The sequence below is a fragment of the Paraburkholderia sp. MM6662-R1 genome, assembly GCF_050436245.1.
Classification (GTDB): Bacteria; Pseudomonadota; Gammaproteobacteria; order Burkholderiales; family Burkholderiaceae; genus Paraburkholderia; species Paraburkholderia tuberum.
Window position 1 is genome coordinate 2,643,470 of the sequence record NZ_JBNDLV010000004.1, and the last position, 14,739, is coordinate 2,658,208.

The window sequence follows — 14,739 nt, forward strand, 5'->3', positions numbered from 1 at the left end:
GGCCGCGAGTATCAGTTATTCCTGCGCCGGCTCGTCTCGCGGCCAGCGGTTTTCGAACACGCAATCGGCGAGCGGCAGACGGCTCGCCCAGCGCTGCGTTTCGAGCATCGGCTCGGTATAGAACGCAGCGACGTGGCCGAGGCACAGAATCGCGACCGGCCGCGCGCCTTCCGGCATCACCAGTAGCTGGTGCACCGCGTCGACATCGAATAGCGACACCCAACCAAGCCCGAGTCCTTCCGCGCGCGCGGCGAGCCACATGTTCTGGATCGCGCACGCGACCGACGCGAGATCCATCTCCGGCAGCGTGCGGCGGCCGAAGACGTGTCGCTCGCGCCCGTCCATCAACGCGATCACCAGCAACTCCGCGCATTCGCGCATGCCTTCCACCTTCAGCTTCATGAACTCGTCGCGGCGCTTGCCGAGCGCGTCGGCGGTGGCGAGCCGTTCGCGCTCGACGATGTCGCGCAAGCCCGTGCGCAGCGCCGCGTCGGTGATGCGCACGATGCGCCACGGCTGCATGTAGCCGACGCTCGGCGCGTGATGCGCCGCGTCGAGCAGACGCCGCAGCACCGCCGGATCGACCGGATCGGGCACGAAGTGGCGCATGTCGCGGCGTTCGTAAATCGCGCGATAGACCGCATCGCGCTCGGAGTCGTCAAAAGGCTTCGCCATGAAAGAGGGCGGCCGTGAAAGCCGGGTTGGAGGGCCAGTAAGCGTGCATATAGGTTGCCACAATCGGGCCCACGCGGAACACCGCTTCGCCGGGCGTGTCGCTGTGCGCGCGCGTGGCGAAGCGCTGCGGCGCGAGCGGCGTCGCGAGCTTCGAGTAGTGGAACGTGTGGCCGGTCAGCGTGCCGTGGACGCCATCGATCTGCTGCATGCCGAGCGACGTGAAGCGCGTTTGCATCGTCGCGTGACCGGGTAGCAGGCCCAGCATCGGCTTGCTAGTGCCTTGCGCGTCGGTCAGCGTGTCGAGCAGATAGAGCATTGCCGCCGCACTCGGCGACCACCGGGTTGTCCGCCTCGACGTGCGCGCGGATCGATGCGGCGCTGTTCACGTTGCCCGCGAGCGTCGCCATATGCAACTCGGGATAGCCGCCGGGCAGATAAAGCGCGTGCGTGCCGGCGGGCAACGCTTCGTCGGCAAGCGGCGAGAAATAGCTGAGCCGCGCGCCGAGCGCTTCGAGCAGCGCGACGTTGGCCGGATAGATGAATGAGAACGCGGCGTCGCGCGCGATCGCGATGTGCTTGCCTTCGAGCAGACGCGGCAGCACTTCGGGCGAGGGCACGCCGAAATCGACCGGGCGCGGCAGTTCGGCGAGCGCGGTCGACGCGAGCGTATCCGCCGCGCGCTCGAGGCGCGCTTCGAGATCGTCGATTTCATCGGCCTGGTGTAGGCCGAGGTGGCGGTCGGGCAGCGTGATCTCGTCGCTCGCGGCGAGGTGGCCGCACCAGCGCAACCCGGGCGGCAGCGCTTCCTGCAGCATCTGCGCGTGCCGAGCCGAGCCGACGCGATTCGCGAGCACGCCGTGGAACGGCAGTTGCGGCCTGAAGCGCGCAAGGCCGAATGCGAGCGCGCCGAAGGTCTGCGCCATCGCCTGCGCGGAAATCACCGCGAGCACCGGCACGCCGAACGTGGTCGCCAGATCGGCGCTGCTTGGCGTGCCGTCGAACAGGCCCATCACGCCTTCGATCAGGATCAGATCGGCTTCTTGCGCCGCCCGCGCGAGCAGGTTGCGGCATGCGCTTTCGCCGACCATCCACAGATCGAGCGACAGCACCGGCGCGCCGCTCGCGCGCGCGAGGATCATCGGATCGAGAAAATCCGGCCCGGTCTTGAACACGCGCACGCGACGTCCGAGCCGCCGGTGATAGCGCGCGAGACCGGCGGTGATCGTGGTTTTGCCTTGTCCCGACGCGGGAGCGCTAATGAACAGCGCGGGGCACGCCCCGAAGGAAGTCCCCTGGGGGGACGCCCCGAAGGAAGTCCCCTTGGGGAGCGCCCCGGACGAAGCCCCGTTGGGGGATGCCGACATCGCTCAGAACTCCACGCCGCGCTGCGCCTTCACACCTTGCTCGCGATACGGATGCTTGATCGCGCGCATTTCGGTGACGAGGTCGGCAGCTTCGATCAGCGCGTCCGGCGCATGGCGTCCGGTCACGACGACATGCAACATCGGCGCACGCGCGTTGATCACCGCGAGCACTTCGTCGAGCGGCAGGTATTCGTACTTCAGCACGGTGTTCAACTCGTCGAGGATCACCATCTGGTAGTCGCCGCTTTCGATCATCCGCCGCGCTTCGTTCCAGCCTTTGCGCGCTGTCGCCATGTCGGCCTCGCGGTTCTGCGTGTTCCACGTGTAGCCGTCGCCCATCGTGACGAAATCGCATTGCGCGATCGCGCCGAGGAAATCGCGCTCCGACGTATGCAGCGCGCCCTTGATGAACTGCACGACGCCGAGCCGCATGCCGTGGCCGAGCACCCGCACGGCCATGCCGAACGCGGCCGTGCTCTTGCCCTTGCCGGTGCCGGTGTTGACGATCAGCAGGCCTTTTTCGACGGTCGCGCTGGCCTGCTTCTTTTCGTGGCCTTCGCGGCGGCGTTCGGTCATGCGTTGATGCGATTCCGGATCGGTTTTCATCGAGGGTCCTGGTTTTGAGCGGCGGGATGGGATGGGGGCGCGTCGCTAAGGGCAGCGTCGTTCGCCGCTGCGATCGCCACCGTGATGCCGGCGTGCGCGGTCTTGCGTACGATTAGACGCGCGTTTTGCGCGGTTGTGGTGGAGTCCGGCGCCGTTGCCGCTAGCAGCGCGCACGGCTCGCACACACCATCGACACCGAGATGCGCGTGTGCCGCCGCCGACGGCGGCGCTACCGGTACCGCGGCGATCTGCTCGCGGCTGAACAGTCGCAGCGGCAACTGATGACGTGAACAGAATTCGAGCAGACCGGCTTCGTTGGCTTTGGTGTCGATCGTCGCGATCGCGCGGATCTGCTCGAAGGTATTCGATCCGAGCGCGGCGCGGACGGCGGCTTCGATCTCAGCGGCTTTGCTGTGCAAGCGGCAACCGATGCCGACGCTCAGTGTTTTGATCGCGCGTCCGAGTCCGTGTCGTGTCGCGCTCGCTGCCAGTTCGTGAGCAACGCCGGCGTCGCGTTTGGCCGCATCACGCGCCAGTGCGAGCGACGCCACACCGCCGATCACGACGATCGCCGGCGAGCCGAGCCCTGCGCGCGCCACCGCCTCGGCGAACTCGCGAAGCGGCGCGAGCACATGACGCTGCTCAGGCCGCGTCGCCGACTCGATCGCCGCGCACGGCGTGTCGGCGGACATGCCGGCAGCGAGCAATGCGCGGGCGATCTCGCCGAGCCGGCGCATGCCCATGTAGATCACCAGCGTCATGCGCGTCGCGGCGAGCGCGGCCCAGTCCGGTTCGCCACTGCCGGCGCCGTGGCCGGTGACGAACACGACGCCCTGCGCGAGATCACGATGCGTGACCGCGATACCGAGCGCCGCGGGCGCCGCGATGCCGGCCGTGATGCCGTTGATCACGTCGACTTCGATACCCGCGGCCTGTAGCGCCTGCAACTCTTCGCCGCCGCGGCCGAACACGAACGGATCGCCGCCCTTGAGCCGCGCGACGCTGCGCCCCGCGCGCAGATGCCCGAGCATTTGCGCGACGATGTCGGCTTGCGGCGTCGACGGATGGCCGCCGCGTTTGCCGACGTGCACGACTTGCGCGTCGGTGCGCGCGAACTGCAGCACGTCGGGATTCACCAGATCGTCGACGAGCACGACATCGGCCTGCGCGAGCGCACGGGTGGCCTTCAGCGTGATCAGTTCGACGTCGCCGGGGCCGGCGCCGATCAGCCAGGCGCGCGTCATCGCGGTTTGCACGGCGTATGCCATGCGGTGATGGAAGAAGAGGAGCGGCGTGCAACAGCGCGCGCGGCGGTGAGCATAGAGGTTATGCGGTACGGCGAACCGGTCGTGCTTAGGCGCGCGGCTCGCGGCGAACCGCGGAAAAATGCTACGAAACGCGCGATGTCGCGCTTAAACGCCTTCACATCCGTTCCGTTCTGTCAGACTTGCTCATTCCTGCTCAACAAGAAAAAGCTGACTTCCTGCTTCACTGAGGCCGGTTTCGTCTTCGTCTTTCGACTAAGACCAGAGCCTTCCTCTCCGCAGGCTGACACCGTGGAACTCACGGCGTTGTTACACAGATTCATGGCCGCGTTGACATCGCGGTCGTGATTCGTCCCGCATGTTGGACAGGTCCATTCGCGCACGAACAGCGGCAGCTCGTGCAACTTGTGGCCGCAAGCCGAGCACAACTTGCTGCTCGGAAAGAACCGATCGGCTACAACGATCAGGCCACCGCGCATGTCGGCTTTGTACGCCAGTTGCCGCCTGAACTCGAAGAAACTCATGTCGGCGATGTTACGCGCCAGATGCCGGTTCTGCATCATGCCCCGCACATTCAGGTCTTCCACGCCGATCGTGTGAAACCGGCGCGTGAGATTCGTCGTGAGCTTGTGCATGGCATCGGAACGGATACAGGCGATACGCGCATGCAGCTTCGCGAGTCTCGCCTTCGCTTTGCGGCGGTTTGCGGATCCCTTTTGCTTGCGCGACAGGCTGCGCGAAAGTCTGCGGAGACGGCCCAGCAGTGCCGTGTGGGCCTTCGGGCCCAACACTTTTTCCCCCGTCGAAATCGCCGCGAGAGCCGCCACGCCCAGATCGACACCGCCCACGCCTTGGTTCTCGGCTTGGGGCAAGTGCGAACTGTCGGGAGTGTCGACGGTGATGCTGGCAAACCAGCGATCGGCCACGCGGGAGATCGTGGCCGACATGATCTTGCCGGGAAAGCGCAACGACTCGCGCATGCGCACCCAGCCAAGCCCGGGAATGCGAATGCGTGAACCGTCGACACGGAACTGGTCGTTGGTGAGGGAGAATCGGTCGTGCACGCCTTTCCTGCGGAACTTCGGGTAGCGTGCGCGGCCCGCGAAAAAGTTATGGAAGGCCTGCCCTAGCTGGATGATTGCCATCTGCGGCGCGTTCTTGGTGACCTCCAGCATCCACGGAAACCGTTGGCGTTTGAGTGCGTTCAGTTGTCGCCGAAGCGCCATCTGCGACGGCCTCGACAATGCGTTGTCGGACTTCCATGCTTCGTACTGTCGCTGCCACTCCGCCAGCGCCCAGTTGTAGGCGAAGCGCGCCGTGCCTGCCGCGCGGGCAAAGTATGTGGCTTGTACGTTGTTCGGGTCGAGCGCGATGCGGTGGGCGATCAGCATGACTGGGCATTCTCCAAGGCATGCCGTACTCCGCAGAGCAGGTTCCAGTTCTTGCGCGCGCGACTGCTCTGCAGGGGACCGTTGTACAACCTGGTGATTTCGGGCACGTCCCTCCTGAGGTCTTCTTCGAAGGTCGTCTCCTCGCCTTGGTTGAGAGTCACAACTTCGACGTTCTTCGCCGCGCAGGTAACGGACGTCAGTTCCGCGCCGAAGCGCAGCAACCGGTCCTTGTCCAAGATAACTGGCCGCCTAACCCGCCAGTCGATGACCGTGTCGGGCAAACGCCTGATTTTCTTTTCGAGAGAGTTCATGCCTGAGCCGAGATCTGCGACGAACTGGAACGTCCCGTCCCGCCTTGCCCGCGCACAGTAGAGTTCGAGCACCGGCTGGCTTGCATATGCGGGCCTAGGCGAGGTGCGGCCGCAGACGCGCCAGATTGTATCGCCGTCGCCCCATGGCGTGCGTTTCTCCGGAATGAGATGGCTTCGCGTTCCCAAAGCCGCAGCGTCTGAGTCGCAACGCCCAAAGACTCCGCGGCTTGGATGATGTTTACCATCGTTCGTGACATGCGGAAATAGTGCATGAACGAACAAAGATGCGCAACTGGTGCATCAACAGTCATACCTAGCGGATTCCAGTGGCCGGCGGACCCCACACGCCGCATGCCGCACCGCCTCCGTGTCTGGCCGCTATCCGGGCTGGCGGCCTAACGCGCTTCGCCTTCCCGTCGCTGCTTTGCGGATTCGCGGAAAAGTGGCATCAAAAAACGCATGCGCGGCACGGCGGAATCGAAGACAGAATCGCGCGCCACAGGTCGCTTACCGTTGCGGGGACAGCACAGGTTGAACGCGCCACGCGGGCATCAAACGCGCGCATACGATAGCACATGGCGCCTTGCCGGATAAGCCTTGGCGGCGCTTTCCGGCAAGGCGCGTTCCTTGACTGCGCAAGGCCGCGGGCCTACACTCGCACGCACTTTGGGTGCTCGCGTGCGCGTTCGTGCGCATGCAGTTAAACGGGAAACAGGGAGCCATCTGCTCTGGAGCGGCTAACCTGTGCTGTCCCCGCAACGGTAAGCGAACAGCGGTTCCGGCTTGATAGCTGGACGCCGCGGTGCCGGCTTCGATGTCCGCGCGCAAGCTCGCGTGGACATTTCACCACTGGACGAGAAGCCACTCGGCCGGGAAGGGGAAGCGGCGCTTTCGCCAGCCCGGATACCGGCCCAAATAAGCAGAACGACCGCCGCGGGGATGCGGCGGCGCGTTCATGACCTCAGTTCCGCTTTCTGTATTTCCGTTGTCGCGGCAATGCCGTCGTTCGTCCCCGTGTCTGGTGATCGCTGGTACTGCTGCGCGTGCTTCATTCGCTCCATTCGCCAGCCGACGCGGACCCACGCGCGGACTTTCCGGCATACCGATCAACGCCAAGGGATGGACCTCACGATGCAAACTCAATTGCGCAAGATCCCCGTCACGATCGTCACGGGCTTTCTCGGCAGCGGCAAAACCACGCTGCTGCGGCACATTCTTCAGCATGCGGGCGGCAAGCGCATCGCGGTGATCGTCAACGAGTTCGGCGAGCTCGGCATCGACGGCGAAATCCTCAGGGGCTGCGGCATCGGTTGCGATGAAAACGGCGTCGAGACTGAAGGACAATTGTATGAACTCGCGAACGGTTGTTTGTGCTGCACCGTGCAGGAAGAATTTTTCCCGGTGATGGAAAAGCTCGCGGAGCGCCGCGATGAACTCGATCACGTGCTGATCGAAACGTCGGGGCTCGCCTTGCCGAAGCCGCTTGTGCAGGCGTTCAACTGGCCGCAGATCCGCAACGGCTTCACGGTCGACGCGGTGGTGACGGTGGTGGACGGCCCGGCCGCCGCGAGCGGCCAGTTCGCCGATAACCCGCTCGCCGTCGATGCGCAGCGCAAGGCCGATCCGAATCTCGATCACGAGTCGCCGCTGCATGAACTGTTCGAAGACCAGTTGTCGGCGGCCGACCTGGTGATTCTGAACAAGACCGATCTGATCGACGACGCGCGGCAGCACGAGGTCGAAGCCGCGATCCGCGCGGAGATTCCGCCGCAGGTGAAGATCGTGCGCGCTCAGCAGGGGCGGCTAGACCTGCATACGCTGCTGGGCCTCGAAGCGGCGTCGGAAGAGACGATCCACCTGCGTCATGACCACCACGGTTCCACCGACGACCCCGATCATCACCACGATGAATTCGATTCGGTCGTCGTGCAGGCATCGGTACCGTCGCGCGACGCGGCGCTCGCCGCCTTGCAGGCGCTCGTCGAAACCCACACGATTTACCGTGTCAAAGGCTTCGCGGCACTGCAGGGCGCGGCGATGCGTCTCGTGATCCAGGGCGTGGGCCGGCGCTTCGACAGCTACTTCGACCGGCGCTGGCAAGCGGGTGAAAATGGCGACGGCGCGTTGAGCCGCTTCGTGCTGATCGGCGCAGACCTCGACCAGCACGCGCTGCAACAGGCGTTCGACGCGGCGCTCGGCGCGACGTCGAACGCGACGGCATAAACGGGCGCACCAGCATGCATCTGCTGCGCACGACGCCGGGCGGCTTCGTCGACGATACGCAGGGCGTGATCCGCATCGATCAGCAGCCCGCCGAGATCGTCGTGCTCAGTTCCGCCGACACCACGCTGTCGCTGCTCGCGAGCGTGGTGCCGCGTCTCGGCGACGGCTTTCCGAGCGTGCGGCTCGCGAACGTCACGTATCTGCGTCAGCCTGCTTCGGTCGATTTCTATCTGGACGACGTGTTGCAGCATGCGCGCGTGGTCGTCGTCGATCATCTCGGCGGCGAAACGTATTGGCCGTACGGCATCGAGCAGGTGGTCGCGCTCGCGCAGCGCAAACAGCAAACACTCGCGATGTTTTCCGGCGATCTGCAGGAAGACCCGAACCTGCTCGCGCGCAGCACCGCGAGCGCCGAGCTGTGTCAGCAGCTGTGGCGCTATCTGCGCGAGGGCGGTCCGCAGAACGCCGAGGCGTTTTTGCGCTGCGTCGCGTATCGCGCGCTCGACTGGGGGCGCGAACCCGATCCGCCGCGCGCGTTGCCGGCCGCGTCGCTGTATCACCCTGAGCGCGATACCCCCATCGTCGCCGACTGGCAGGCGCGTTGGCGGCAAGACGCGCCGGTCGTCGCGATTCTGTTCTACAAGGCGCATCTGCAGGCCGCCAATACCGCGGTGTTCGATGCGCTGATCGACGCGCTCGAAGCGCAAGGGCTCAATCCGCTGCCGCTCGCGATCACGTCGCTGAAGGATGCGCTGAGCCGCGATGTCGTGCAGTCGCTGTGCGCGCAACATGGTGTCGCGCTCGTGCTGAACACGACCGCGTTCGCCGCTTCCGCGATCGACGACCCGGAGCCGCTCGCGCTCGCCGGCGACGCGCCGGTGTTTCAGGTGATCCTGAGCGGCGGCAATCGCGAAGACTGGCTGAAGGACAACCACGGCCTCAATTCGCGCGACATCGCGATGCATATCGCGCTGCCCGAAGTGGACGGGCGCATCATCACGCGCGCGATCAGCTTCAAGGGGCTCGCGTATCGCTGTTCGCATACGCAGGTCGACGTGGTCCGCTATCAGCCCGACCTCGAACGGGTGCGCTTTCTCGCCGAGCTGAGCCGGCGCTGGTGCCGTTTGCGTTCGCTCGATAACGCCGACAAGAAAGTCGCGTTGATTCTCGCCAACTATCCGATGAGCGAAGGGCGCATCGGCAATGGCGTCGGGCTCGATACGCCGGCGTCGGTGGTCGGCATTCTGTCGATGCTGCGCGATGAAGGTTATCGTGTCGGCGAACTACCCGGAAACGGCGACGCGTTGTTGAACAGGCTGACCGAAGGCGTGACCAACGATCCGGTCGTACGCGATCTGCGTCCGGCCCTGCAAAGCCTCGCACTCGACGACTATCTCGCGCATTTCAACGCGTTGCCGGCGAGCGCGCGCGACGCGTTGAACGCTCGCTGGGGCATGCCCGAGCAGGACCCCACGCTACGGCGCGGCCGCTTCATGATCGCCGGCTGGCGCTGCGGCCTGGTGTTCGTCGGCATTCAGCCTGCGCGTTCGCGCGAGCACGGCGACTACGCGAGCTATCACGATGCGGAGCTCGTACCGCCGCACGCATACCTCGCGTTCTATTTCTGGCTGCGCCATCAGTTCGGCATCGACGCGGTCGTGCACGTCGGCAAGCACGGCAACCTGGAATGGCTGCCGGGCAAAAGCGTCGCCTTGAGCGACGCGTGCTGGCCCGATCTGATTCTCGGACCGATGCCGCATCTGTATCCGTTCATCGTCAATGATCCCGGCGAGGGCAGCCAGGCGAAGCGGCGCGCGCAGGCGGTGATCATCGATCATCTGATGCCACCGCTTACACGCGCCGAAAACTATGGGCCGCTGCAGGACCTCGAACGCCAGGTCGACGAATACTACGAAGCATTGATGGTCGATTCGCGTCGCGCGAAGCTCTTGCGTCGCACGATTCTGACGACGATCGTCGAGCATCGGCTGCACGAAGAGCTGAGTCTCGCGGCGCCGAACCGACAGGACGATGAAGACGCGCTGCTCACACGCGTCGATGCGTGGCTGTGCGAGCTGAAGGAAGCGCAGATTCGCGATGGCCTGCATACGTTCGGGCAGTCGCCGCGCGGCGTGCAGCGGCGCGACACGCTGCTCGCGCTCGGGCGCTTTCCGGTCGGCGATGGGCGGGCCGGCAAGGCGGGGCTCGTCGACGCGCTGGCGCGCGATCTGCGCATCGATCATCGGTTCGACCCGTTGACGGTGGATTGGGCCGCCGCATGGGACGGTCCGCGACCCGAGGTATTGCAGCGGGTCAGCGATGCGCCGTGGCGACATTATGGCGATACGCGTGAGCGGTTGGAATTGCTCGCGGGCGAGCTGTTGCGCGGTGTCTGCGATGTCGATTGCGATGATGCGGATCGTTCGCAGGCCGTCCCCGTAGCCGACGAAAGTCTGCCGCAAGCGGCACAGGTGATCGCACGCCTGCGCGACGACGTGCTGCCGCGTCTCGACGCCTGCGGCCCGCAGGAAATGACGCAACTGAAGCGCGGCCTCGAAGGACGTTTCGTGCCGCCAGGTCCGAGCGGTTCGCCGTCGCGCGGTCGGCCCGACGTGCTGCCCACCGGCCGCAACTTCTATTCGGTCGACACGCGCGCGGTGCCGACGCAAGCCGCGTGGGCACTCGGCCTGAAATCGGCGCAGCAACTGATCGAGCGGCATCTGCAGGAGCACGGCGATTATCCCAGCGCGATCGGCCTGTCGGTCTGGGGCACCGCGACGATGCGCACCGGCGGCGACGATATCGCGCAGGCGCTCGCGCTGCTCGGCGTGCGGCCGAAATGGGCGCCGGGCAGCCACCGTGTGACGGACTTCGAGATCATGCCGATCGACGCGTTCGATCGGCCGCGTATCGACGTCACGTTGCGCGTATCCGGTTTCTTTCGCGATGCGTTCGCGAACGTGATGCATCTGTTCGATGCGGCCGTGCAAGCGGTTGCCGAACTCGACGAGCCCGCGGAGCTGAATCCGATTCGCGCGCGCGTGCAGCGCGAACGCGATGCGTTGATCGCGCGCGGCATGGACCCGGTCGAAGCGCGCAAGCGCGCCGGCTGGCGCGTGTTCAGCGCGCGGCCGGGCACGTACGGCGCGGGTCTGCAGCAGATGATCGACTCGCGCCAATGGCAGACCGACGCCGATCTCGCGAACGCGTATCAGGCATGGGGCGGATATGCGTACGCGCAGAAGAGCGCGGGCGAGGAGGCGCATCAAGCGTTTGGCACGCGCCTCGCAGTGATGGACCTCGTGCTGCAGAACCAGGACAACCGCGAGCACGACGTGCTCGATTCGAACGACTACTACCAGTTTCAGGGCGGCATGGTCGCGGCGGTGCGGCATCTGGCAGGTCGGCAGCCGCGCGTCTATCACGCGGATCACAGCAATCCGGCCGCGCCGCGCGTGCGGACGTTGCAGGAGGAGATCGCGCGCGTGATCCGCTCGCGCGTGGTCAATCCGAAATGGCTCGACGGCGTGAAGCGCCACGGCTACAAGGGCTCGGCCGAGATCGCCGCGACCGTCGATTATCTGTATGGCTACGACGCGACCGCGCGCGTGATCGCGGATCATCAATACGCGCTCGTCGCCGATGCTTATCTGAATGACGCCGATACGCGCGCGTTCATGCAACGGCACAATCCGCATGCGCTGCATTCGATCTGCGAGCGTTTGCTCGAGGCGATGCAGCGGGGGCTGTGGCAGCAGCCGGGTGACTATCGCGCGCAGGTGGAAACGCATCTGCTTGCGAGCGAACAGCAGATCGAAGGAAGACAAACATGAATGGAGCGATGCGAGGAGCGGACGACGCAGGTAGCTCCGCCTGTGTATCGGGTACGGCGGCGCGGCCCGTTTTTCCGTTTGCGGCGCTGATCGGCCAGGCCTCGTTGCAGCAGGCGCTGGTGCTCGCGGCGATCGACCCGGGCTTGGGCGGCGTATTGATCAGCGGGCCGCGTGGCACCGCGAAGTCGACTGCCGCGCGCGCGCTTGCGGAACTGCTGCCGGAGGGAGAACTCGTGAATCTGCCGCTTGGCGCGAGTGAGGATCGTCTGATCGGCACGCTCGATATCGAAAGCGTGCTGCGCGACGGCTCGGTGCGCTTCTCGCCGGGGCTGCTCGCGAAGGCGCATCGCGGCGTGCTGTACGTCGACGAAGTCAATCTGCTGCCCGATGCGCTCGTCGATGCGTTGCTCGATGCGGCGGCGAGCGGCGTCAATACCGTCGAACGCGATGGCGTGTCGCATAGTCATGACGCGAGCTTCGTGCTGATCGGCACGATGAATCCCGAAGAGGGCGAGTTGCGGCCGCAATTGATCGACCGCTTCGGTCTGATGGTGGAGTTGCAGAACGCGTTCGAGCCGCAGGTGCGGCAGGCGATCGTCAAAGCGCGGTTCGCGTTCGATCTCGATCCCGCTGGGTTTCGTACCGTTTACGCGGAGCAGCAAGCTTCATACGCGCAGCGAATTCGCTCGGCGCGCGCGGCGCTGCCGCTGCTGTCGTTCGATGACGCCGTCCATGCGCGCGTGAGCGCGCTATGCATCGACGCGGCCGTCGACGGCCTGCGCGCCGACCTCGTGATGCTGCGCGCGGCGCGCGCGCTGGCCGCATTCGAACGGGCAGGTGCGGTGACGGTGCGGCATGTGGAGCGCGTTGCCGATCCGGTGCTGCTTCATCGGCGGCGTCAGCATGATTCGCAACATGCGAATCAGCGCCGGCCAGAAAGCGCGGCGCCGGCACGGGACGTCGCTGCGGGTGCGTCTGGCGATACGGCTCCATCCACGACACCTTCCGCCGACTCCGACTGGGGCTACCTGCCGCCCGAGCCGGCGGCGGCTTTGCCTGTCAAAGGCGTCATTGCGCTCGACGAAAAAAAACGCTGAGCCATCGGAAAGGCGCCGCCGCTGACTCGCGCAGCGGTTTTCGATGGCGACGAGGCGTGGGGGCCGATTCGCGCGATACGTCGCGTGGCGAACCGGGCAGGCGCATTGCATGGCCACCGACGCTCGCCGCGATGCGCGAGCACACGCTGCGTCGTGAGCATCTGCGTTTCGTACGGGAAGTGCCGCGTGGCGGTGTGCTGCATTGCTTCGTGCTCGATTGCTCCGGGTCGATGCTGGCGGGCCAACGCCTCGCGTTCGCGAAGGGTCTACTGACTGCCTTGTTCGACCGTGCGAGTGCGATGCGCGCCGAGGCTGCGCTGATCTGCTTCGGCGGTGCGGGAGCGGATGTGCGCTTCGGCCCCGCCGTGCCGCGCTGGTGGAACGAGCGATGGCTCGCGCCCGTGGGCGGAGGCGGCGGTTCGCCGCTCGCGTCGGGCGTGCGCAGCGCCGCGCAACTGCTCGAACGCTGCGCGCGGCGACGGCCGGCCCAGCAGCGCTGGTTATGGATTCTGACCGACGGCCGCACGAGCGACGAACCCGCGCGGCCGGCCGACGTCGATGAAGTCGTGTTCGTCGATTTCGAGCGTGGTGCGATACGGCTCGGTCGTTGCGAGGTGCTCGCCAATGCCTGGGGAGCGCGGCGGTTGACGCCGGAAGAGTTGCTCGGCTGATCGATATGTGCGCAGCGAGGTCGACGCTGCGGTGTCAGCACGCGCGTTGCTTTTGTGGCCGTACCGCTTATTTCAGTCCGTTGGACCAGTGCTGCACATTCTCCTGACGATCGAACACGAACACCTTCATCGCCATCTGTTGAACGGAATCGAGTTGATCCAGTTCGAGCCCATGCATGGACGGCTCGCCAGGCGTTTTGCCCTTCTGAACGTTGCGGATCACCGCCGTCGTCTCGATCTGTGAATCGTATTCGGCCGACTTCAGCCGGAACGCGATGCGCAGCCGCTCGCCGACTTCGCCCAGTGTCCATGACGCACTCAACGACATGCCGAGCGCGCTGATGCCCTTGGCGAGTCCAAGGCCTTCGTAAGTGTCACCGCTCCCGCCGATGCCAAACCGCACGGGCAGGTGCGCGTGGACGCGGATCGATTTGCGCTCACGGAGCCGGCGGACCATACCGGGCCTCGACAACACGGCATAGTCGAACGGCACGCGGCAGACCGCTTCGACCGTGCAGACGAAACGGAACACGGCCTGACTCGCGATCGCGACGACCTCGACGTTCTCGCCGGGCGTGAGCGGCAGCGGTTGGCCCTGCTGCATCGGCGGCGTGACGAACAGCGCATGATTCGGCGCGAAACCGATGATGCCGCAAGGTTGCATCGGCGCGCCGCTGCCGAGTTGCGAACGCATGCCGATCAATGTGCCGATCTCGAGGTGCATGTCTTTCAGCGTCAACTCACCGGCGTGGTCAGGCTGAGCGGTTGGCGCCGTCGGTTGTTGTGCGCCGAGGTCGAACAGGTCGCCGCGTTGCGGGCGGAAGTGTTGAAACAGAAAGGCACGCTCGTCGGTGGTCGCGAGCGTCGTCGCGCTTGCGAAGAGCAGCGTGCCGTCGGCATCGACGATCGGCCATGGGAGCGGCGTGCCTACCGGCACCGTATCAGGCTCGAGCATCGGGGATGCCGCGGCGGGCTGGGTGTCCTCGACGTGTGCGTCGACGAGATTGTCCATAGTCGGCAGCTAATTTAAGTGGCGGGATGATCTGATTGACGGCGGGGAAGGGTAGAACTTTAATTTGGGGAGCGGTGGTGAGTTCGAGCCGTGCTCGGACTACTTTGTTTTGTCGGTATCAGGACTTCGGCGGGTTGAATCGGATGACTAACTATTTCCGCTGATTTTCGGTCTGGCCAGAGTTGACTCTTTTTTACGGCTGGCGGCAATGCGATGGAGATGGCAGTCTTTGCTCCCAAAAGAAATTCGCAGAAGGGTATTGACGTGTTGTCGACCGCTCTCCATAATCTC

General features: G+C 65.4%; 10 protein-coding genes, 2 pseudogenes and 1 riboswitch. Of the genes and pseudogenes, 4 read left to right on the plus strand and 8 right to left on the minus strand.

Annotated features, from left to right (window positions below):
• Window positions 1-15: 15 nt before the first annotated feature.
• The 7 genes and pseudogenes from bluB to OKW39_RS42085 all read right to left on the minus strand — a co-directional run bounded on the left by bluB (window position 16) and on the right by OKW39_RS42085 (window position 5,612).
• On the minus strand, window positions 16-675 hold the full coding sequence (gene bluB / locus OKW39_RS42055; protein ID WP_429565373.1) for a 5,6-dimethylbenzimidazole synthase: 660 nt from the start codon (window positions 673-675) through the stop codon (window positions 16-18).
• Window positions 659-2,039, minus strand: a pseudogene (locus OKW39_RS42060) (cobyrinate a,c-diamide synthase). Before OKW39_RS42060 ends, bluB begins: the two are co-directional and overlap by 17 nt.
• Window positions 2,040-2,042: 3 nt before the next feature.
• Window positions 2,043-2,645, minus strand: a complete 603-nt coding sequence (cobO, locus tag OKW39_RS42065) for a cob(I)yrinic acid a,c-diamide adenosyltransferase (protein WP_018421084.1) — start codon at window positions 2,643-2,645, stop codon at window positions 2,043-2,045.
• Window positions 2,642-3,136: a cobalamin biosynthesis protein gene (locus OKW39_RS42070; protein ID WP_429565509.1), complete on the minus strand. Its 495-nt coding sequence runs from the start codon at window positions 3,134-3,136 to the stop codon at window positions 2,642-2,644. The genes cobO and OKW39_RS42070 overlap by 4 nt, the downstream gene beginning before the upstream one ends.
• 6 nt (window positions 3,137-3,142) lie before the next feature.
• Window positions 3,143-3,889 (minus strand): annotated as a pseudogene (gene cobA / locus OKW39_RS42075) (uroporphyrinogen-III C-methyltransferase); the annotation flags it as partial.
• Window positions 3,890-4,086: 197 nt separating this feature from the next.
• Window positions 4,087-5,301: an RNA-guided endonuclease InsQ/TnpB family protein gene (locus tag OKW39_RS42080; protein WP_429565374.1), complete on the minus strand. Its 1,215-nt coding sequence runs from the start codon at window positions 5,299-5,301 to the stop codon at window positions 4,087-4,089.
• Window positions 5,295-5,612: a hypothetical protein gene (locus OKW39_RS42085; protein ID WP_429565375.1), complete on the minus strand. Its 318-nt coding sequence runs from the start codon at window positions 5,610-5,612 to the stop codon at window positions 5,295-5,297. The genes OKW39_RS42080 and OKW39_RS42085 overlap by 7 nt, the downstream gene beginning before the upstream one ends.
• Window positions 5,613-6,264: 652 nt before the next feature.
• Window positions 6,265-6,541, plus strand: a riboswitch (cobalamin riboswitch).
• A 202-nt stretch (window positions 6,542-6,743) separates the two neighbouring features.
• On the opposite strand from OKW39_RS42085, the gene cobW reads away from it, so the two are divergent.
• From cobW to OKW39_RS42105, 4 genes are read left to right on the plus strand one after another with little or no spacing between them, the layout of a single operon-like run.
• Window positions 6,744-7,835, plus strand: a complete 1,092-nt coding sequence (gene cobW, locus OKW39_RS42090; protein ID WP_429565376.1) for a cobalamin biosynthesis protein CobW — start codon at window positions 6,744-6,746, stop codon at window positions 7,833-7,835.
• Window positions 7,836-7,849: 14 nt separating this feature from the next.
• Window positions 7,850-11,668: a cobaltochelatase subunit CobN gene (cobN, locus tag OKW39_RS42095; RefSeq protein WP_429565377.1), complete on the plus strand. Its 3,819-nt coding sequence runs from the start codon at window positions 7,850-7,852 to the stop codon at window positions 11,666-11,668.
• Window positions 11,665-12,765, plus strand: coding sequence for an ATP-binding protein (locus tag OKW39_RS42100; protein WP_429565378.1), 1,101 nt, complete (start codon window positions 11,665-11,667; stop codon window positions 12,763-12,765). Before cobN ends, OKW39_RS42100 begins: the two co-directional genes overlap by 4 nt.
• A gap of 56 nt (window positions 12,766-12,821) precedes the next feature.
• On the plus strand, window positions 12,822-13,436 hold the full coding sequence (locus OKW39_RS42105; RefSeq protein ID WP_429565379.1) for a vWA domain-containing protein: 615 nt from the start codon (window positions 12,822-12,824) through the stop codon (window positions 13,434-13,436).
• 67 nt (window positions 13,437-13,503) lie between these two features.
• On the opposite strand, the gene OKW39_RS42110 is transcribed toward OKW39_RS42105, so the two are convergent.
• Window positions 13,504-14,448 carry a flagellar brake protein gene (locus OKW39_RS42110; protein WP_429565380.1) on the minus strand — a complete coding sequence of 315 codons (945 nt, stop codon included), beginning with the start codon at window positions 14,446-14,448 and terminating at the stop codon, window positions 13,504-13,506.
• Window positions 14,449-14,739: the final 291 nt, after the last annotated feature.

Coding starts and splice junctions, on each gene's coding strand:
- cobW (WP_429565376.1), top strand. CDS start 6,744: ATGCAAACTCAATTGCGCAAGATCCCCGTCACGATCGTCACGGGCTTT.
- OKW39_RS42110 (WP_429565380.1), bottom strand. CDS start 14,448: ATGGACAATCTCGTCGACGCACACGTCGAGGACACCCAGCCCGCCGCG.
- OKW39_RS42080 (WP_429565374.1), bottom strand. CDS start 5,301: ATGCTGATCGCCCACCGCATCGCGCTCGACCCGAACAACGTACAAGCC.
- OKW39_RS42085 (WP_429565375.1), bottom strand. CDS start 5,612: ATGAACTCTCTCGAAAAGAAAATCAGGCGTTTGCCCGACACGGTCATC.
- cobO (WP_018421084.1), bottom strand. CDS start 2,645: ATGAAAACCGATCCGGAATCGCATCAACGCATGACCGAACGCCGCCGC.
- bluB (WP_429565373.1), bottom strand. CDS start 675: ATGGCGAAGCCTTTTGACGACTCCGAGCGCGATGCGGTCTATCGCGCG.
- OKW39_RS42100 (WP_429565378.1), top strand. CDS start 11,665: ATGAATGGAGCGATGCGAGGAGCGGACGACGCAGGTAGCTCCGCCTGT.
- cobN (WP_429565377.1), top strand. CDS start 7,850: ATGCATCTGCTGCGCACGACGCCGGGCGGCTTCGTCGACGATACGCAG.